The organism is Arcicella aquatica, from assembly GCF_034928825.1.
Lineage (GTDB): Bacteria > Bacteroidota > Bacteroidia > Cytophagales > Spirosomataceae > Arcicella > Arcicella aquatica.
Genome location: NZ_JAYFUL010000001.1, coordinates 440,345 through 457,653 on the forward strand (window position 1 = coordinate 440,345; position 17,309 = coordinate 457,653).

The following is a 17,309-nucleotide window of genomic DNA, read 5'->3' on the forward strand; positions in this document are numbered from 1 at the left end:
TACGAATTATGATTAAAGCACCTCTGGGGCTAATGAAACGATTTTCATGAAACCTGCATCACGTAATTCACGTGCAACTGGCCCGAAAATACGAGTACCACGTGGCTCGTCGTTGGCATTCAACAATACGGCTGCGTTATCCTCGAAACGAATATATGAACCGTCTTTACGACGAATCTCTTTTTTAGTTCTTACTACTACGGCTTTAGAAACCGTACCTTTCTTCATATTTGATGATGAAAGTGCTGATTTAACAGTCACTACAATTTTATCACCAATTGAAGCGTATCTTTTTCCTGTACCGCCCAACACACGGATAACTAGAACTTCTTTAGCTCCTGAGTTATCTGCTACGCCGAGTCTTGATTCTTGCTGTACCATTTTATGATTGGAATACTGATTTTAACGAAAAATTTAACTTCTTAATAATATTAGATTGTTGGGAAGGAAATTATTTCGCTTTCTCGATAACTTCAACTAATCTCCAACGTTTATTTTTTGAAAGTGGACGAGTTTCCATTACTTTCACTGTATCACCAATACCACATTCATTGTTCTCATCGTGAGCCATCAACTTTGAAGTTTTTTTCATAAACTTACCATAAAGTGGATGCTTTACTTTTCTTTCTACGGCTACAGTGATTGATTTGTCCATCTTGTCGCTCACTACGCGCCCTACTCTGATTTTTCTCAGATTTCTTTTTAATTCTTCCATCGTTGGATTCTATTAATTGTTGTTACAAGATTGACCTCAAGCGTTATATTGATGAGGTCTGTTATAATTACTTCTCAGTAATTGATTTATTTCGCTGCCGAGATAGCAGTTTCCAATCGAGCAATAACTTTACGAGCCTCACGGATACGTAATGGATTTTCAATTGGAGAAATAGCGTGAGCAAACTTTAGGCGAGCTAAAGCCTCTTTTTCAGAGGCTAAAGTACTTACTAGTTGTTCCGCACTTAATTTTTTAATTTCTGCGTTTTTCATGACTTTGATTATGAATATTATAATCTGAATATGTATTAATAGATTCGATAAACTTTGGAAAGCCATCAAATCATAACTAACCAAATTTTCAAATTATTGAGCTTCTTGATAATCTCTACGCACTACGAATGAAGTACGAAGTGGCAATTTTTGAGCTGCTAAACGAAGCGCCTCTTGTGCCAATTCTAAAGGTACACCAGCCGATTCAAACAAGATAGTTCCTGGCTTGATACGTGCTACCCAGTATTCTGGAGCACCCTTACCTTTACCCATACGTACCTCTGCTGGTTTCTTCGTAATAGGTTTGTCAGGGAATACACGAATCCAAACTTGACCTTCACGTTTCATGGCACGAGTTACTGAAATACGAGCCGCTTCAATCTGACGAGCAGTGATGCGTCCTGGTTCCAAAGCTTTGATAGCGAACGTACCGAAATCAAGTTCATGACCACGAGTAGCGTTTCCTTTAATCCTACCTTTCTGTTGCTTACGGAACTTGGTTCTTTTTGGTTGTAACATTGTCTTATTAAGTCTATGGGTCGGTGGCTTCAAGAATTAAGAAATGAGTTGTTAAGAACACTCTTATCTTACATTTCACTACTGACCACTGACAAGAATTTACGAATTATCTCTTTCCACCCGCTGGTTTGTTGCCACCGCCAGGACGATTTCCGCCAGGTTTGTTAGCTCCGCCACCACGGTTGTTATTGTTGTTATTACGACGTTGTGCATCGTCACGACCACCAGCACCGCCACGGTTGTCACGACCACCACGACCTTTACGATCGCCTTCTTCGCCACGTCCACCACGGTTGTTACCTCCACGAGAGTCCGCTCCACTAGCAGCTTGTTGTGCAGCCATACCAGCATTTGGAGAAAGATCACGCTTACCATAAACTTCACCACGGAAAATCCATACTTTGATACCGATTTTTCCGTAAACAGTTAATGCTTCAGAAATAGCATAATCAATATCAGCACGAAGTGTGTGCAAAGGAATACGACCTTCTTTGTATCCTTCAGAACGTGCCATTTCAGCACCTCCTAAACGACCTGAAAGTTTCAATTTGATACCTTGAGCACCTACACGCATTGCTGATGCGATAGCTTGCTTCATAGCACGACGGAATGAAATACGAGCTTCTAATTGTTGTGCGATAGCCTCACCAATTAATTTAGCATCAATCTCAGGGCGTTTGATTTCAAAAATATTAATTTGAACATCTTTTCCTGTGATTTTCTTTAATTCTTCCTTGATTTTATCAACTTCTTGACCACCTTTACCAATGACAACGCCTGGGCGTGCAGTATTGATAGTCAAAGTTATCCGCTTTAAAGTACGCTCAATGATTACCTTAGAGATAGCACCCTTTGGAATACGTGCGGCAACATATTTACGAATTTTATCGTCTTCAACTAATTTATCGGCAAAACTCTTACCACCATACCAGTTAGAATCCCAACCTCTGACGATACCAAGTCTAAAACCAACGGGGTTTATTTTCTGTCCCATTTTTTGATATTTAGATTATTTCTCTAATTATTCTGTGATTATTGTTGGTGCGGTTGCTGAAGCAACTACAAGGGTAATGTGGTTAGAACGTTTTAAGATTCTGTGACCACGTCCTTGTGGAGCTGGACGCAAACGCTTTAATGAGCTACCGCCATCTACTGTAACGGTTTTAACATATAAGTCAGCATCTTCTAACTTTACATCCTCATTTTTATTTTGCCAGTTAGCAATGGCTGAGAGTAACAATTTCTCAACGTGTCTTGCACCAACCTTAGGCTCGTATTTTAAAATACCGAGAGCCTTATTTACTTTCTGACCTCTAATCATGTCTACCACGATTCTCATTTTCTGAGGTGAAGTCGGAACATTATTTAACTTAGCTACTGCTTCCATTTTATGATTTCGGATTTCGGAGTTGGACATTGGGAATTTCAATTATGATGATAATAATATCTTAATAATTCAAACCCCATTTTCCAGCATTCCAAATTATCTTTTGCCTTTATCTTTTTTTGCCGTGTGACCTCGGAAGTTGCGTGTTGGAGCAAATTCACCCAATTTATGACCTACCATGTTCTCTGTCACAAATACTGGAATAAATTTATTACCATTGTGCACTGCGAAGGTGTGTCCAACGAAATCAGGTGAAATCATCGAACGACGTGACCAAGTCTTAATAACTGACTTTTTTCCTGATTCGGTCATGACTTGCACCTTGTTGTCAAGGCGGTAGTCAATATAAGGTCCTTTTTTTAATGAACGTGCCATCTACCTATTTTTTCTTTCTACTGATGATTAGACGATTTGATTGTTTCTTCGGCGTACGAGTTTTCTTACCTTTCGCTAATAAACCTTTACGTGAACGAGGGTGACCTCCTGATGAGCGACCCTCACCACCACCCATTGGGTGATCGACTGGGTTCATCACTACACCACGAACTCTTGGACGGCGACCTAACCAACGATGACGACCTGCTTTACCCATTACGGTATTCATGTGGTCACTGTTAGATACCGAACCTACTGTTGCTAAACATCTTGACAATACCATACGCATCTCGCCTGAAGGCAATTTTAACGTAGCATATTTGCTATCACGAGCTAACAATTGTGCATAAGTACCAGCAGAACGAGCCATTTCTGCACCACCACCAGGACGAAGTTCAATTGCGTGAATAATTGTACCTGTTGGAATGTTTGATAATGGAATAGTGTTACCTACTTCTGGTGCTGCTGTAGCACTTGAGATTACTTTTTGTCCAACAACAATTCCTGCTGGAGCAATGATGTATGCTTTTTCGCCATCTGTATATTCAATAAGAGCGATACGAGCTGTACGGTTTGGATCGTATTCAACTGTTAAAACTGTTGCTTCAACATCGAATTTATTACGGAAGAAATCAACTAAACGATAACGACGTTTGTGACCTCCACCGATATAACGCATGGCACGGTGACCATCTGCATTACGTCCACCTGTTCTTTTTACTGGGGCTAACAAAGGCTTGTAGGGCTTTGAGGCTGTTATTTCCTCGAAAGTCGCAGCAATCCTGTGGCGTGAACCCGGGCTTGTTGGTTTTAATTTTCTAGTAGCTGCCATTTCTGTGCTTTGTTCAATTTATCGGGATGAACTCCCATAGTTAAGTAATTTGAAGATTTGATAACTTGAAGATGAAATCGAATTCCAAATTTTCAAATTAGCTTAATTTCAAATTATAATTTAAATTCCATCATAGAAATCGATAACTTCACCTTTAGCGATAGTTACGATTGCCTTTTTGAATGTTGAAGTAACACCAGAAGTAACTTTAGTTCTAGTACTTCTTGATTTCTTCTTACCAAATTGGCGAAGTGTGTTTACAGCCGTAACTTCAACACCATACATTTTCTTAATTTCTTTCGCAATCTCGATTTTGTTTGTCTTGCTTGCTACTTCGAAAACGTATTGACCGCCTTTCTGTAAGTCCTGAGATTTCTCAGTAAGAATTGGTCTTTTGATAATGCTCATTTTCTTATTTTCGTTATTTATTATCCGCTATTGCTATCTGTTAAACGCTTATTCATACGGATAACGAATAACAATTAACCAATAACTAATTACTAAAAGATGATTCGATTTTTGAAATTGCTCCTTCTACGATAAGCAATTTTGTTGCGTTAACTAAATCATAAGTGTTAACTTGTCCTGTTGAAGCAATTTTCGTTTTTGGAAGATTACGACCTGACAAATACACATTTTGATCTTCTTCTGGCAAGATTAACAATGTCTTAGTATCATTTAAAGACAATGCGCTTAATAATGCGATGTAAGATTTAGTTTTCGGAGCATCAAAAGAAAAGCCTTCTAATACTGTTACTGAACCTGACTGCACTTTAGCAGCATAAGCTGATTGGCGAGCCAATGATTTCACTTTCTTGTTTACCTTGAAAGAGTAATCTCTTGGAACTGGACCAAAAATACGTCCACCACCTTTCATCAATGGAGATTTTGCTGAACCAGCACGAGCACCACCTGTACCTTTTTGTTTTTTAATCTTGCGAGTTGAGCGAGAAACTTCTGCTCTTGGTTTCGCTCTGTGAGTTCCTTGACGTTGGTTTGCCAAGAACTGCTTTACGTCTAACCAAACTACGTGTTCGTTTGGCTCGATGCCAAAGATTTCGTCAGAAAGAGTTACCTTTTTGCCTGTTTCTTTGCCTTGTATGTTTAAAACTGATAATTCCATTTGTCTAATTTGAAAATTTTAATCGGGCGACGAACCGCCGGGCGGCGAACCGCTTGAAAACCTGAAAATTTAATAATGTAATGTCAACGCTACTAAGAGCTAATTGATACCCTTCAAATTTTCAAATCTATTTTTCAAGAATAACGTAAGAGTTTTTCGCTCCTGGGATTGAACCCGATACCACGATTAGGTTTTTCTCTGAATAAACTTTCAATACTTGTAAGTTTTGAACTTTTACACGATTACCACCTGTACGACCTGCCATGCGAATACCTTTGAATACACGAGATGGGAATGAACAAGCACCGATTGAACCTGGGTGACGACCTCTGTTGTGCTGACCGTGAGTTTGACCTCCAACCCCTGCAAAACCGTGGCGCTTAACAACACCTTGGAAACCTTTACCTTTTGATGTTCCGATAGCATCTACGAAATCGCCTTCTACGAACAACTCTGCGGTAATAACTTCTCCAAGTGAAAGTTCATTTTCGAATGATTTAAACTCTACGAGTTTTTTCTTTGGAGTAGTTCCTGCTTTTTTGAAGTGACCTAAAAGAGGTTGCGTTGTGTGCTTCTCTTTTTTCTCGCCATAACCCAACTGAATGGCGCTATAACCTTCTTTTTCTACTGTTTTTACTTGTGTTACTACACAAGGACCGGCTTCGATCAGCGTACAAGCGACAGCAGTACCGTCAGCGTTGTAGAGGCTGGTCATACCGACTTTCTTTCCGATAATTCCAGACATTTTATTAGAATAAAACGTTAATAATTGATTGTGAATGAACGAGTTACGACAAAACCCCAACTGGGAGCGTAAAACGGACTGCAAAGGTCGGAATTTAATTTGGCATAAACAAAATCTATACTAAATTAATTCACTAATAAATTGCGACAGAAATGAGTAAAGCTACAAGATGTGCACGTATGCAGACGAAGAGACGGAAAAACCGTATTGCGTTAGAAAAACGAAACGTTTCTTGTGTAGCTTAATATTAACATTACAGACTGGGCATTCAGTGTTATAATATAATATCAGTTCTGACACGCTTGCAGGCAAGCCTGCGGTAATTTCAAATTAGAAGATTTACGTTTTGCCTATTTCCGTATTTTTTATCGAGTTCTGCCAACCCATATAAAAACAAAGAAAACGTTCTCTCTTAATTGGACTGCAAAATTAGAGGATTCTTTTTGAAATACAATGAGTTAAGTAAAAAAATATTTTAATTATTTTACTTTTTTTTAACAATCAATCTGACACCTTATTTTATTGCGAAATACTCACTAATAAAAAAAATACTGATGGCATGACTTGAAGTCGTGCCATCAGTAATAACCGATGTCTGATAGCGGAAGTTCTATCCCTCTTTACAAGAAATATTACTATCTTTGTGCTCTTAGCAAAATAGCTCTTTATGAAAATTTCTATCATTACTGTTTCCTTTAATAGTGCAACTACGATTCGTCAAACCATTGAAAGTGTTTTAGCGCAGGATTATCCCGAATTAGAATATATCGTTGTAGATGGCGCCTCTAAAGATGGAACAGTGGAAATTTTGAAGGAATTTGCTGATAGCATAAAGTTTATCTCTGAACCCGATAAAGGCATTTACGATGCCATGAACAAGGGTTTGAAAATGGTCACTGGTGATGCCATTGGTACAATTGGTGGGGATGACTTCTACCCCAACAACCAAGTAATTAGTCAAGTAGCTAAAGCTTTTGTTGAATACCAAACCGATGCGGTATATGGAGATATACAATTTATCAACCCAGACGATATTCATACGATTGTTCGCTATTGGAAAGCTGGAGAATACTCACGTAAAAATTGGTTACAGGGATGGATGCCTCCGCATCTTTCGTTTTACCTGAAAAAAGCTGCTTTTGAAAAGTATGGTGAATACCTAACAGATTTCACTTGCTCTGGTGACTATGAGTTAATGTTAAGAATGCTTTATAAAAATAACCTTTCTGCACATTATCTACCGCTAACGCTTACTACAATGCGTAATGGTGGCACAAGTACTGCCTCGCTTAAGCATCGTTATAGAGCTAACATGGAAGATAGAAGAGCATGGAAAATAAATAACCTAAAGCCTAATTGGTACACTTTGTGGATGAAACCGCTATCAAAAATTACTCAGTTATTTAAAAAGGGAGCATAACATCTATTGTTACACATTGGCTACTCTGAACGGATGTATTGCTGTTTTGTGCCACACTCCCATCGTATTATAAGGATCATTATTAAACCAATCTTGAAAAGCTGTTTCAGTTTCAAACTGGACAATCATTGTTGAGCCAATCATTTGTTGTGACTCATCCAACATTGCACCTCCCATCAAGAAGTTTCCGTTTTCTTTTAGTTTTTTTACACACTCTAAATGATAAGGACGAGCCACTAGTCTTCGATTAAGTGCCTCACTGTCTGTTCCATCAAAAGCATAAATTACATACTGTAACATTTTATTTATCATTTATAATGTGACTTTTTTAAAATATTGATGTCCAAAGTAAATATTAAATGTAACTCCTATTCCATAGTTATTGCTATAGATAACCTAGTATTGCTCTAAAAGTTAGTAGTGATGCTCTAAAAAATTACTTGAACATTCAATTTATTACGAAGTTGCATCATTTAACGCAAACCATCAACCTTATAAGCCCATCACATGAGAGATAATTTAATAGCATTTGTGCGCAAGTACGTTAATTTTTCTGATGAAGATATTGAATTTGCACAACCTTATTTTACTGATGTTATTTTAAAAAAAGGTGGTTTTTGGGTAAAAAAAGGAGAATACAATGCCGACGTCGCCTTTATTAATAAAGGCATGTTACGTTCTTATTTCATTAAAGATAATGTAGATATCACTTACGATTTAAGTTTTGAAGATCAAATAATAACAAGTACGTCATCCTATTCCCAAGGCTTGCCTAGCATAGATTATATCCAAGCCATAGAGGACTGTGATTTATGTGCGATAACAAAAATCAATCTTGACTTTTTATATTCACATTCGCCCAAATGGGAGCGTCTGGGAAGGGTTTTATATGAGAACTATACTGTTCAGCAAGAAATAAGGCTACGTTCTTTTATTTCAGAAACTGCCCGAGAACGCTATGAGGCATTATCTAAACATAAACCAGAGCTATTGAGGCGAACACCTCAGATATACTTGGCTAATTATTTAGGCATTACGCCACAGTCGCTTAGCAGATTGAGAAGAGAAATTACGAAATAATCATAGAGGCTCATTGCATCAAACAATGAGCCTCTATGATGTTATTCCCAATTCAATATTACTTTTTCTATAATATCACAGGCTTCGTTCATTTGCCCTTCTGTAATGACTAAAGGTGGTGCAAATCGAATTTTATTTCCGTGGGTTGGTTTGGCAAGTAAGCCATTATTTTTAAAAGCTACACACAGTTCCCAAGCAGTTTCGCTTTCTTCATCAGTATTAATTTCAATAGCATTTAATAAGCCTTTGCCTCTGACTAATCTTACTAAGTCAGGACGTTGAGTAATCAGCTTTGCCATTCTTTCTCTGAAGATTTCTCCCATTTTCATAGCATTGTCGGCTAAATTTTCCTCTTTAACTACTGTCAAAGCAGCAATTGCCACCGCACAAGCCAAGGGGTTTCCTCCATAAGTAGAGCCGTGTTCCCCAGGTTTGATTGTCAACATGATTTCATCTCTGCAAAAAACAGCCGATACTGGATAAGTACCGCCAGAAAGAGCTTTGCCCAAAATTAGTATATCGGGCTGAAAATCTTCGTAGTCGCAAGCCAAACGTTTTCCTGTACGAGCAATACCCGTCTGTACTTCATCAGCAATGAATAATACATTTTTTTCACGACACATTTCATAGGCTTTTTTCAAATAGCCTTCGTCTGGTACTACAACCCCAGCTTCGCCTTGAATGGGTTCAACCATAAAACCTGCAACATTAGGGTCTTTCAAAATCTCTGCCAATGCCTCTAAGTCGTTATAAGGGATAATTTCATATCCTGGTAAAAGCGGACCGTAATCAGCATAACTAGAAGGGTCGGTTGATGAGGAGATGGCCGCAATGGTGCGTCCCCAAAAATTACCTGCTGCATAAACGGTCTTAGCCTGATTTTGTGGAATACCTTTTACTTTATAAGCCCATTTACGGGTAAGTTTCAAGGCTGTCTCCCCTCCTTCTGCCCCAGAGTTCATCATCAATACTTTATCGTAACCGAAATATTCGCATAGGAACTTTTCACAAACCCCTAATTGATCACTATAAAAAGCACGAGAAGTAAGCGTCAATTTTTGCGCTTGTTCAATCAAGGCTTGAACAATTTTAGGGTGACAATGCCCTTGGTTTACGGCACTATAAGCAGAAAGGAAATCGAAATATCGTTTATCATCTACATCCCATACAAATACTCCTTCTCCTCTTTGAAGGACAACTGGCATAGGGTGATAATTGTGTGCGCCGAAACGGTCTTCTAACTGCATCGCTTTCTCTGAAGCGGATGCAGTACTTAGTGATTGTACTGTCATTGTGATAAATTGGTGATTGAGTGAATGGTGAATGAGTAATTTTAATAAATCTACCATTCAGCATCATTGAAAATAAATACTAAAGACGATGAGTAATTAGCAATCATTCAATCCAGACAAGCCGATGATGTACAAGATAAGCACGAATACAGAAAGGATACGGTGAATTTTACAGAAGTGACCATACAATGAGCTTGTCGTAAACACACGATTAGTAATACGTTTATTGGAACGCATCACAAAATATTGGTATTTAGGATAAAAATCACTCATGGTTGTAAGATTCTCTATTTATTTTAAACGAGAATACCTCAAATCTACAAAATATTGAACATTTTACAAAATTAGCTGTTGATTAAATACCATGAAGAAAACCAACCCACAAAACGATAATAATCCATCCAAATTAAAAACTGACGACTTTTATATTAATGAAAATGGCTTCATGGTTTTTACAGAGGCTTATCATTTAAAAAGAGGTTATTGTTGTAAAAATCGTTGCAAGCATTGTCCTTATGGATTTAAAAGAAACTATTAATTGTTTTTTGCTACGTAGAATAAAAAGGGGCTCAAAACAATATTTCGGCAAAATTTACCCCTCTCTATCGTATAGTAATGTAAGAATAATTATTTTAGCGATAATTTAATTCATCAACATGAAAAAAGTACTAGAAACCGAACGGCTCATTTTAAGAGAGTACACCCTTGACGATACCCAATTTGTCATTACATTATTAAATACTGAAGGCTGGTTAGCCTTTATTGGCGACAAAAATGTTCGTACCGAAGAGGACGCAAAAACATATTTATTGAATGGTCCAATCAAAAGCTATGCTGAAAATGGTTATGGATTGAGCTTAGTAGTCACCAAAGACGGCTTAACACCCATTGGAATGTGTGGATTAATTAAAAGAGATAATCTTGATTGCCCTGATATTGGGTTTGCCTTTTTACCTGAGTTCACAGGCAAAGGTTATGCTTTTGAAATTGCAGATGCTATTATTACTTATGCCAAAGACACCTTAAAGTTACCACGGGTTTATGGCATCACGATGCCCGAAAACGAGCATTCTAAAAGACTTTTAGAAAAAATAGGATTGAGTTACCAGGAAATGTATTCTTTCCCGAATCAGGAAAAAGAACTGATGCTATTGTGCTACGAGTTTAGTAATTAATCTCTCTTTAAAATGAAAATCCACATTTTTGGAGCATCATCTAGTGGCGTAACTACGTTAGGAAATGCGCTATCCAACGATCTGAATATTCCTTATTTTGATAGTGATGAATATTATTGGGAAAAGTCAGACCCTCCGTTTACCGTTAGGAGGAATCCATCCGACAGGACCTTGATGATAAAAAAAGATATTGAACAAACCGACGATTGGATTCTGGGTGGTTCGATAATCAGTTGGGGAGATATTTTTCCAAGCTTTGATTTAATCGTTTTCTTGTGGGTACCTCCGCATATTAGGATGGAAAGACTTAGAGAAAGAGAGTTCAGTCGCTATGGAAATATTATTTATACCGACCCTGCTAGAATAAAACAATACAACGATTTTATGGCTTGGGCAGCCGACTACGACAATCATACGGGCATTGCTACCAGAACATTGGATGCACATGAAAATTGGCTACACCAAACTACTAGTCCAACTTTAGCAATACGAGGCGATTTTACTACTGAACAAAGAATTGACCTTATATTAAACAAGCTATCCGAATTGTGAATAAGTTTACAATTCGGATAGCTTGTTTAACTCCTTTTGATTATTTCAAATGATTCAACGTATAGCAAATTATATTATTGAAAAGATATTTGCCATCGCTGGTTTGTAAATCCCCTGTTTTCAGTTCATATATATATCCAGCTTTTAATTCTGCTAATTCCAAAGATACCTTTTTGCCATCTGCCGAAACTTTGATTGATTTTACAGGTACGTCTTGTACATCAAACTGTTTTGAACCATAAGCCTGATGGTACTCATAATAAAAACGTCGGAATTTATAATTGAGTAACTCTTGTGCTTTAGCTGGGTCGAGCGGTAAAGAGAATGTCAAGTCAAAACCTGTTTTGGTCAAGTTCATCGCCATAATATCCAAGTGATTTTTCCCCTTCCATGTGATGCGTTGAACACCTCTCGCTCCTACCCAACCGTGGTCGTTCTGACCAACCCACAGGCTACCGTCTGGCGCAAAAGCTAGACGATTATTACCAATTCTCATTTTTGAGCTAAAATTCAATGGAATACAAGCTCCCTGCATAGCGCCTCCAACTTCTTCAATCAATAGGCGAATCACATATTTATGGTCCATATCGCCAATCAACATTTGTCCGCCAAACATTCCGAACTTTCCTCCTGTATTTTCTAGTACTGGTTGCGTGGGTGAATTAGCAAAATAGCCATGTGGAAACTGAATAGATTCTTTTACCCGCATACTGTCTAATTTGGCAACTGGTAAATTAATCGGTACTACTCGTGGGAAATCCTCTTTCCAGATTAAGCCAGCAGGATGTCCATAAAACTTACCTTCTTCTACATGATACAATTTACTAGTTCCCAACCAGTCACCTTGGTTATCAGATACCAATAATCGTCCTTGTGCATCAAAGCCCAAACCATTAGGTGAACGAAAACCTACTGCATAAGGCTTTAGGACACCATCTTTCCCCAATTTCATAATCCAACCACGGTAAGGCACACAAGAATACATACGCCCCGGACGAGAAAGCGAATCGTATTTCCCCCTAATCTCATTTCTAATCCCTGCTCCGTTAGACGCTAAATTTAGGGCAATAAATAAATTCCCTTGTTTATCGGCGATAGGACCAAAAGCAAATTCATGATAATTGCCCGACATCCCAAAGTCATCCGTTACTGTCTGATATTCATCCGCTACACCATCACCATCGGTATCCTTTACCCTAGTAAGTTCTGGACGTTGCATGATTAACATTTCGTGGTTATTAATCACCATCATACCTAAAGGTTCGTGTAAGCCTTCTGCAAACATTTTCCATTGCTTGGTCTTATGGTTATACATCATTACCTCGCCACGGTGAAAACAGGCTACAAAACGCCCATCGGGCATAAAACCTATCGCACCCGTTTCGGCAACTAAGCCATCGGGCAAAGTAATGTTTTCTACCTCATAATAATTAGCCGCAGAATCTTTGGGGACAGAAACTTGTGCTGAAAGGCTTGTAGTAAAAAGTAGTAAACAAAAAATCCAGCTAAAATAGATTCTTATCCGACTACTGTATTCTATTGTGTTGTGAAGACGATTGATATTTTTCATTTTTTCATGGAAATACTAAGACGTTGTACATTGGCAGGAATCCTGAGTGTGCCTTTATTGAATTTACCTTGCTTACTTTGGTAAACGATGCCATCATCAGTATTTACTAAAAAGTAAAGTGTTTGTTTATTGTTCTTAAACGTAAAATCTCTTATCAAGCTTTTGCCATCACTGCTCAATCGGATGGTTTCGGTTACTGCTACTTTATCTAAAGTATATTTAAAAGTGGGGAGTCTTTTTGTAAGTTTATACCCTTTGAAATCAACCTGTGGAATAGTCTTTGCATTTCCAACTCTAAAAGGAAAGGTGGTGCTGTCTCGCCAATATATTTCACCAACTACTTTGGTTAATTTACTGCCATTACCTTTCCATTGCTCTGAGTTATCCACAAATCCACCCGACCAAGCGTATCTGAGATAACACTTTCCTGCATCAAAACAATAGGATTCTGTCGCTGTCAAGCCTACTACAATAGCCGCTGGGCCACAATCTGGCATAAACGTTCTGTACAGCAATGGATATTTTAAAGCGAATGGATGTGGTGAAGGCATTTCCATATGGTGCCCTTCATGACTGACTACTGGTGCAGTCTTTTGTCGCTGGGCATCAGGCACATTCATGTCTTTTTCCAAAGGGGGGAGTGCCTTAGTGGTTGCATAAATAGCCCCATACATGACAAAGCCATGCCCAGGATAAGTGCACACATACGGGTAAATACCTTCTTTCCCCAATAAAAAAGTAATGGTATCCATTCTCCCTGGTTCTACGATTTTGGTATTCGCAATAATTAAGGATGAATTGGGTACATAATCCATGCTCGCACCTTTATCCCCTAGTTTTAAGGCTTCCTCAACTACTTTCAATCTGGCATTTGGTTTGGTTACCACCATGTTGTGTGCCATGTCATCATGGTTATCCAGTATTATCGTCAATCTAGTATTAGGTTGTACCGCAAATCGAGGCAGGTCGAATTGGAGTCCTCCTAAAACTTTAACAGTTATCGTGGTATCTTTTTGAGAAAAGCCATGTAAGCTTGCCAACAATAAGCTACACAACAAGCCTAAACGAATCATTTTTATATTTTTTAGCATTTCTGAAGCAAAGGAAAATATATTCAATAAATTTCAACACGTAAATTAAGCATGATAGTGTAATTTCTCTTCATGCATTGTAGGCTTTAGTCATAGTTTATGATGATGAAATGTTAGTTTTGCCATTGTAAATATCTGTGTGGTAACATCCAAACGTTTAATTATGTATATAAAGATGAGTACATGATAAATCTAATGATTTGAAAAAAGATAAACAATAACATTGTATTGACTTCGATGCTTAATCTATTGAAAATATGAAATTTGAAAAGGTATTTCCCTCTCCTTTACTGAAACCTTACATCAAACATTTGGTCATTTCTGAAGCCTCAGAAGAGCAAACCTACAAGGTTTTCCCTTCTACTGGACTTGTGATGGGTTTTCAATACAGAGGGCGTCTGGCTTATATTACCAAAGACGGAGAAAACCCTTTATCTAACACGGGCATTACGGGTTTGCAAGATGGTTTCAGGGTTTTCAAAAGTAATCCAAACATTGGGTCTGTATTGGTATTTTTTAATGAAATTGGTGCCTCTTATTTCTTAAAAACGCCCATCAACGAATTATATGCTGAAAGTGTTTCGCTTGAACATTTTATCAATCGGTATGATTTGGAAAAAGTTGAAGAAGCTTTGAGTACTGCCGAAACTGATGAATACAGAATCTACATCATTGAGCAATTCTTACTCGCTAGAATCATCGAAAAAAAAGATGATAAACTAGTGATAAAAGCCATTCAGTATATCTACCATTCAAAAGGTAAAATTAAAATAAAAGCATTGGCCGAAATACTTTGTATCAGCCAAAGCCCCTTTGAAAAACGTTTTAGACAGTTGGTTGGTACATCTCCCAAGAAATTTGCCTCTATCGTCAGGTTTCATGCCGTATTAGACAGCCTAAATCAGGTAAAATCTATGACCGAAATATGTTTTGAAAACAACTATTTCGACCAAGCACATTTTATCAAAGACTTTAAACATTTTACGGGAGAAACACCCGAAAAATTTATCAAAAAGAATGATAAGTAAACGATTTTTTACAATTTCAAACCACGGGAAACTGCCAAATTTGCATCACATTTAAACGCAAAAAGACATGTTTACAATCAATCAGATTAAAGACATTCACTCAAAAGTAAAAAGCGGAGCAGATTTCCCACAGTATGTTCAGAATCTTATTGATTTAGGCTTAATTGGCTATGACCATTACGTTTGTGATGGTCACTCAAAATACTATGGAAAAGATAATTTTCAAATTCAATCTGAAGCCAAATATGCACTTTTGGAAATATCTTCCACAGGTAATATTGAAGCCTTAAGAAATGCTTTAAAAATCCATCAAGCTGGGGAAACCGATTACCTAACATTCTGTAGGCAATCAGCAGAAGCAGGTGTTGAAAAATGGACACTTGATATGAAAAAAATGACTTGCGTATATTATGATAAGAATGGTCTTGAAATGGTAACAGAAGTAGTACCTAGTATTTAGTATTATTTTATATTTGATTGACTTTTCAATATCATTTTTTAGAAGAAAGCTAATACTATACGTTTATATCCGTATATATACTTATATATTATTTTAAAAGGCTGTAAATTTGTATGTTTATAGCCTTTTAAAATAAATACAGGTATGAGATTTTTTAGCTTTTTACGTTATCGACTCAAATCATGGTTCGATGCTATCCATAACAAAAAATTACAAAAGGACATTTTAAATGCTTTACCATTTTGGCTAGGTGCATTTATCACAGGAATCATTGCTGTATTATATGCTAAGTTATTTTCATTGGCAGAGGCTGGCACACATTTTCTATTTCATCACGCAGGCTGGTCATTCTTCATTATTACGCCTATTTGCTTTTTGGTAGCATGGTGGTTGGTTATCAAGTTTGCTCCTTTTTCTAGAGGAAGTGGTATTCCTCAAGTAAGTGCCGCTATTGAATTAGCTAACCCAAAACATTATTACAAAGTAGATAGCTTACTAAGCCTAAAAGTCATTCTCATCAAAATCATTTCTAGTTTAATTATGGTTTTGGGTGGTGGCGTAGTAGGTAGAGAAGGCCCTACTATTCAAATTTCAGCTTCAATCTTCAAAAAAATCAATGACTTTCTACCTGATTGGTATCCCAAAATATCAAAAAGAAATATGATTGTAACAGGGGCTGCCTCTGGGCTTGCGGCTGCCTTTAATACTCCTTTGGGCGGTATCGTATTTGCTATTGAGGAACTTACCAAAACCCATTTTAGTCTTTTTAAGTCCGCTTTGTTAACGGGAGTAATCATCGCAGGGCTTACAGCATTGCACTTTTTAGGACCATATCTTTATTTGGGTTATCCTGCTTTAAATAATATTTCTACTTGGATTATCGCTTCAATTGTACCTCTAGCAATCATTACAGGCTTTGCAGGTTGTGGAATGAGTAATATTATTTTGTTTGTTTTTAGAAAAAAGAATACCCTAACCCACAATTACCAGAAAGTAATTTACATCATTGCATGTGGGCTAATTATTGCTGGTATGGGTTACTTTATTGATAACAGAACATTTGGTTCAGGTAAAGAAATCATGGTGAGTACTTTGTTTAGCAACGACAAACATTTGGAATGGTACATGCCTATTTTAAGAATTCTTGGTCCAATTGTATCGTTTTCTGTAGGAGGGTCAGGTGGCGTTTTTGCACCAGCCCTAAGTGCAGGAGCAAGCATTGGGGCGGTGATGGCAGGTTGGTTGCATTTGTCAGCAACCGAAACTAATTTGATGGTTTTATGCGGTATGGGGGGCTTCCTAACGGGTGTTACCAGAAGCCCCTTTACGTCATCTATCCTTGTCATTGAGATGACCAATAGTCACAATATTATTTTTTATATCATGCTCGCAACGCTTCTGGCTAGTTTAATTGCCAATTTGATGAGCAAACACACTTTCTATGATTATTTAAAAATGCAGTATATTGATGAAATCCATAAAAGCGAAGTCCAACAAGATACTGCAAAGGAATAATAGACAGAATGCTCAGTAAAGTTAGTAAGTAATTCTATTTGAGCGAATTACTCTTACTTACCAACGAAATCTTAATTTTAAAATAACCTGTCAATTTGGCTATTTTTCATATCTTTATAAAAACGAAATGTAAACCATCCTAAATTAATTGACAGATA

General features: G+C 37.5%; 24 protein-coding genes. 8 read left to right on the top strand and 16 right to left on the bottom strand.

Going from position 1 to position 17,309, the window contains the following annotated elements; genetic code table 11:
• Window positions 1-12: 12 nt before the first annotated feature.
• The 11 genes from rplN to rplC all read right to left on the bottom strand — a co-directional run bounded on the left by rplN (window position 13) and on the right by rplC (window position 5,968).
• Window positions 13-381 carry a 50S ribosomal protein L14 gene (gene rplN / locus VB264_RS01865; protein ID WP_309913324.1) on the bottom strand — a complete coding sequence of 123 codons (369 nt, stop codon included), beginning with the start codon at window positions 379-381 and terminating at the stop codon, window positions 13-15.
• Window positions 382-451: 70 nt separating this feature from the next.
• Window positions 452-715: a 30S ribosomal protein S17 gene (rpsQ, locus tag VB264_RS01870; RefSeq protein WP_184128565.1), complete on the bottom strand. Its 264-nt coding sequence runs from the start codon at window positions 713-715 to the stop codon at window positions 452-454.
• A gap of 86 nt (window positions 716-801) precedes the next feature.
• The gene (rpmC, locus tag VB264_RS01875; protein ID WP_309913321.1) at window positions 802-987 is read right to left on the bottom strand and encodes a 50S ribosomal protein L29; all 186 of its coding nucleotides are present in this window, start codon (window positions 985-987) and stop codon (window positions 802-804) included.
• A gap of 93 nt (window positions 988-1,080) precedes the next feature.
• Window positions 1,081-1,506, bottom strand: a complete 426-nt coding sequence (rplP, locus tag VB264_RS01880) for a 50S ribosomal protein L16 (RefSeq protein WP_184128559.1) — start codon at window positions 1,504-1,506, stop codon at window positions 1,081-1,083.
• 106 nt (window positions 1,507-1,612) lie between these two features.
• Window positions 1,613-2,500 carry a 30S ribosomal protein S3 gene (gene rpsC, locus VB264_RS01885; RefSeq protein ID WP_323246286.1) on the bottom strand — a complete coding sequence of 296 codons (888 nt, stop codon included), beginning with the start codon at window positions 2,498-2,500 and terminating at the stop codon, window positions 1,613-1,615.
• Window positions 2,501-2,527: 27 nt separating this feature from the next.
• Window positions 2,528-2,893: a 50S ribosomal protein L22 gene (rplV, locus tag VB264_RS01890; protein ID WP_184128552.1), complete on the bottom strand. Its 366-nt coding sequence runs from the start codon at window positions 2,891-2,893 to the stop codon at window positions 2,528-2,530.
• 96 nt (window positions 2,894-2,989) lie between these two features.
• The gene (gene rpsS, locus VB264_RS01895) at window positions 2,990-3,268 is read right to left on the bottom strand and encodes a 30S ribosomal protein S19 (RefSeq protein ID WP_184128536.1); all 279 of its coding nucleotides are present in this window, start codon (window positions 3,266-3,268) and stop codon (window positions 2,990-2,992) included.
• A 4-nt stretch (window positions 3,269-3,272) separates the two neighbouring features.
• On the bottom strand, window positions 3,273-4,100 hold the full coding sequence (gene rplB / locus VB264_RS01900; RefSeq protein ID WP_309913315.1) for a 50S ribosomal protein L2: 828 nt from the start codon (window positions 4,098-4,100) through the stop codon (window positions 3,273-3,275).
• A gap of 120 nt (window positions 4,101-4,220) precedes the next feature.
• Window positions 4,221-4,508: a 50S ribosomal protein L23 gene (rplW, locus tag VB264_RS01905; protein ID WP_309913312.1), complete on the bottom strand. Its 288-nt coding sequence runs from the start codon at window positions 4,506-4,508 to the stop codon at window positions 4,221-4,223.
• 85 nt (window positions 4,509-4,593) lie between these two features.
• Window positions 4,594-5,223 carry a 50S ribosomal protein L4 gene (rplD, locus tag VB264_RS01910; RefSeq protein WP_323246287.1) on the bottom strand — a complete coding sequence of 210 codons (630 nt, stop codon included), beginning with the start codon at window positions 5,221-5,223 and terminating at the stop codon, window positions 4,594-4,596.
• Window positions 5,224-5,350: 127 nt separating this feature from the next.
• A complete protein-coding gene (gene rplC, locus VB264_RS01915) occupies window positions 5,351-5,968 on the bottom strand; it encodes a 50S ribosomal protein L3 (protein ID WP_309913306.1) in 618 nt (205 codons plus the stop codon).
• A 667-nt stretch (window positions 5,969-6,635) separates the two neighbouring features.
• Between rplC and VB264_RS01920 the strand changes: the two genes are divergently transcribed.
• Window positions 6,636-7,388 carry a glycosyltransferase family 2 protein gene (locus tag VB264_RS01920; RefSeq protein ID WP_323246289.1) on the top strand — a complete coding sequence of 251 codons (753 nt, stop codon included), beginning with the start codon at window positions 6,636-6,638 and terminating at the stop codon, window positions 7,386-7,388.
• 9 nt (window positions 7,389-7,397) lie between these two features.
• Here VB264_RS01920 and VB264_RS01925 read toward each other — a convergent pair whose 3' ends face one another.
• Window positions 7,398-7,688, bottom strand: coding sequence for a YciI family protein (locus VB264_RS01925; RefSeq protein WP_309913301.1), 291 nt, complete (start codon window positions 7,686-7,688; stop codon window positions 7,398-7,400).
• A gap of 207 nt (window positions 7,689-7,895) precedes the next feature.
• Between VB264_RS01925 and VB264_RS01930 the strand changes: the two genes are divergently transcribed.
• Complete coding sequence (locus VB264_RS01930) at window positions 7,896-8,468, top strand: Crp/Fnr family transcriptional regulator (RefSeq protein ID WP_309913298.1); 573 nt, start codon at window positions 7,896-7,898, stop codon at window positions 8,466-8,468.
• Between the two features lie 41 nt (window positions 8,469-8,509).
• Here VB264_RS01930 and rocD read toward each other — a convergent pair whose 3' ends face one another.
• Window positions 8,510-9,760: an ornithine--oxo-acid transaminase gene (gene rocD, locus VB264_RS01935; protein WP_323246291.1), complete on the bottom strand. Its 1,251-nt coding sequence runs from the start codon at window positions 9,758-9,760 to the stop codon at window positions 8,510-8,512.
• A gap of 96 nt (window positions 9,761-9,856) precedes the next feature.
• A complete protein-coding gene (locus VB264_RS01940; protein WP_323246293.1) occupies window positions 9,857-10,033 on the bottom strand; it encodes a hypothetical protein in 177 nt (58 codons plus the stop codon).
• Between the two features lie 91 nt (window positions 10,034-10,124).
• Here VB264_RS01940 and VB264_RS01945 point away from each other — a divergent pair, with 91 nt between their 5' ends.
• The 3 genes from VB264_RS01945 (at window position 10,125) to VB264_RS01955 (ending at window position 11,487) form a co-directional block, all read left to right on the top strand.
• Window positions 10,125-10,298, top strand: coding sequence for a DUF5522 domain-containing protein (locus tag VB264_RS01945; protein ID WP_323246295.1), 174 nt, complete (start codon window positions 10,125-10,127; stop codon window positions 10,296-10,298).
• 118 nt (window positions 10,299-10,416) lie between these two features.
• Complete coding sequence (locus VB264_RS01950) at window positions 10,417-10,935, top strand: GNAT family N-acetyltransferase (protein ID WP_323246297.1); 519 nt, start codon at window positions 10,417-10,419, stop codon at window positions 10,933-10,935.
• Window positions 10,936-10,947: 12 nt separating this feature from the next.
• Entirely contained in the window at window positions 10,948-11,487 is a 540-nt protein-coding gene (locus tag VB264_RS01955) for a P-loop NTPase family protein (protein WP_323246299.1), read from the top strand.
• Window positions 11,488-11,527: 40 nt separating this feature from the next.
• Here VB264_RS01955 and VB264_RS01960 read toward each other — a convergent pair whose 3' ends face one another.
• Window positions 11,528-13,057 (bottom strand): DUF7133 domain-containing protein, encoded by a 1,530-nt coding sequence (locus VB264_RS01960; RefSeq protein WP_323246301.1) that lies wholly within the window; start codon window positions 13,055-13,057, stop codon window positions 11,528-11,530.
• A complete protein-coding gene (locus tag VB264_RS01965) occupies window positions 13,054-14,148 on the bottom strand; it encodes a plastocyanin/azurin family copper-binding protein (protein WP_323246302.1) in 1,095 nt (364 codons plus the stop codon). The genes VB264_RS01960 and VB264_RS01965 overlap by 4 nt, the downstream gene beginning before the upstream one ends.
• Before the next feature lie 257 nt (window positions 14,149-14,405).
• On the opposite strand from VB264_RS01965, the gene VB264_RS01970 reads away from it, so the two are divergent.
• From VB264_RS01970 to VB264_RS01980, 3 genes are all read left to right on the top strand, one after another.
• The gene (locus VB264_RS01970) at window positions 14,406-15,176 is read left to right on the top strand and encodes a helix-turn-helix domain-containing protein (protein ID WP_323246303.1); all 771 of its coding nucleotides are present in this window, start codon (window positions 14,406-14,408) and stop codon (window positions 15,174-15,176) included.
• Between the two features lie 67 nt (window positions 15,177-15,243).
• On the top strand, window positions 15,244-15,636 hold the full coding sequence (locus VB264_RS01975) for a DUF1398 domain-containing protein (RefSeq protein ID WP_323246304.1): 393 nt from the start codon (window positions 15,244-15,246) through the stop codon (window positions 15,634-15,636).
• A 144-nt stretch (window positions 15,637-15,780) separates the two neighbouring features.
• Window positions 15,781-17,151, top strand: a complete 1,371-nt coding sequence (locus tag VB264_RS01980; protein WP_323246306.1) for a chloride channel protein — start codon at window positions 15,781-15,783, stop codon at window positions 17,149-17,151.
• Window positions 17,152-17,309 lie beyond the last annotated feature (158 nt).

Coding starts and splice junctions, on each gene's coding strand:
- rplN (WP_309913324.1), bottom strand. CDS start 381: ATGGTACAGCAAGAATCAAGACTCGGCGTAGCAGATAACTCAGGAGCT.
- rpsQ (WP_184128565.1), bottom strand. CDS start 715: ATGGAAGAATTAAAAAGAAATCTGAGAAAAATCAGAGTAGGGCGCGTA.
- rpmC (WP_309913321.1), bottom strand. CDS start 987: ATGAAAAACGCAGAAATTAAAAAATTAAGTGCGGAACAACTAGTAAGT.
- rplP (WP_184128559.1), bottom strand. CDS start 1,506: ATGTTACAACCAAAAAGAACCAAGTTCCGTAAGCAACAGAAAGGTAGG.
- rpsC (WP_323246286.1), bottom strand. CDS start 2,500: ATGGGACAGAAAATAAACCCCGTTGGTTTTAGACTTGGTATCGTCAGA.
- rplV (WP_184128552.1), bottom strand. CDS start 2,893: ATGGAAGCAGTAGCTAAGTTAAATAATGTTCCGACTTCACCTCAGAAA.
- rpsS (WP_184128536.1), bottom strand. CDS start 3,268: ATGGCACGTTCATTAAAAAAAGGACCTTATATTGACTACCGCCTTGAC.
- rplB (WP_309913315.1), bottom strand. CDS start 4,100: ATGGCAGCTACTAGAAAATTAAAACCAACAAGCCCGGGTTCACGCCAC.
- rplW (WP_309913312.1), bottom strand. CDS start 4,508: ATGAGCATTATCAAAAGACCAATTCTTACTGAGAAATCTCAGGACTTA.
- rplD (WP_323246287.1), bottom strand. CDS start 5,223: ATGGAATTATCAGTTTTAAACATACAAGGCAAAGAAACAGGCAAAAAG.
- rplC (WP_309913306.1), bottom strand. CDS start 5,968: ATGTCTGGAATTATCGGAAAGAAAGTCGGTATGACCAGCCTCTACAAC.
- VB264_RS01920 (WP_323246289.1), top strand. CDS start 6,636: ATGAAAATTTCTATCATTACTGTTTCCTTTAATAGTGCAACTACGATT.
- VB264_RS01925 (WP_309913301.1), bottom strand. CDS start 7,688: ATGTTACAGTATGTAATTTATGCTTTTGATGGAACAGACAGTGAGGCA.
- VB264_RS01930 (WP_309913298.1), top strand. CDS start 7,896: ATGAGAGATAATTTAATAGCATTTGTGCGCAAGTACGTTAATTTTTCT.
- rocD (WP_323246291.1), bottom strand. CDS start 9,760: ATGACAGTACAATCACTAAGTACTGCATCCGCTTCAGAGAAAGCGATG.
- VB264_RS01940 (WP_323246293.1), bottom strand. CDS start 10,033: ATGAGTGATTTTTATCCTAAATACCAATATTTTGTGATGCGTTCCAAT.
- VB264_RS01945 (WP_323246295.1), top strand. CDS start 10,125: ATGAAGAAAACCAACCCACAAAACGATAATAATCCATCCAAATTAAAA.
- VB264_RS01950 (WP_323246297.1), top strand. CDS start 10,417: ATGAAAAAAGTACTAGAAACCGAACGGCTCATTTTAAGAGAGTACACC.
- VB264_RS01955 (WP_323246299.1), top strand. CDS start 10,948: ATGAAAATCCACATTTTTGGAGCATCATCTAGTGGCGTAACTACGTTA.
- VB264_RS01960 (WP_323246301.1), bottom strand. CDS start 13,057: ATGAAAAATATCAATCGTCTTCACAACACAATAGAATACAGTAGTCGG.
- VB264_RS01965 (WP_323246302.1), bottom strand. CDS start 14,148: ATGCTAAAAAATATAAAAATGATTCGTTTAGGCTTGTTGTGTAGCTTA.
- VB264_RS01970 (WP_323246303.1), top strand. CDS start 14,406: ATGAAATTTGAAAAGGTATTTCCCTCTCCTTTACTGAAACCTTACATC.
- VB264_RS01975 (WP_323246304.1), top strand. CDS start 15,244: ATGTTTACAATCAATCAGATTAAAGACATTCACTCAAAAGTAAAAAGC.
- VB264_RS01980 (WP_323246306.1), top strand. CDS start 15,781: ATGAGATTTTTTAGCTTTTTACGTTATCGACTCAAATCATGGTTCGAT.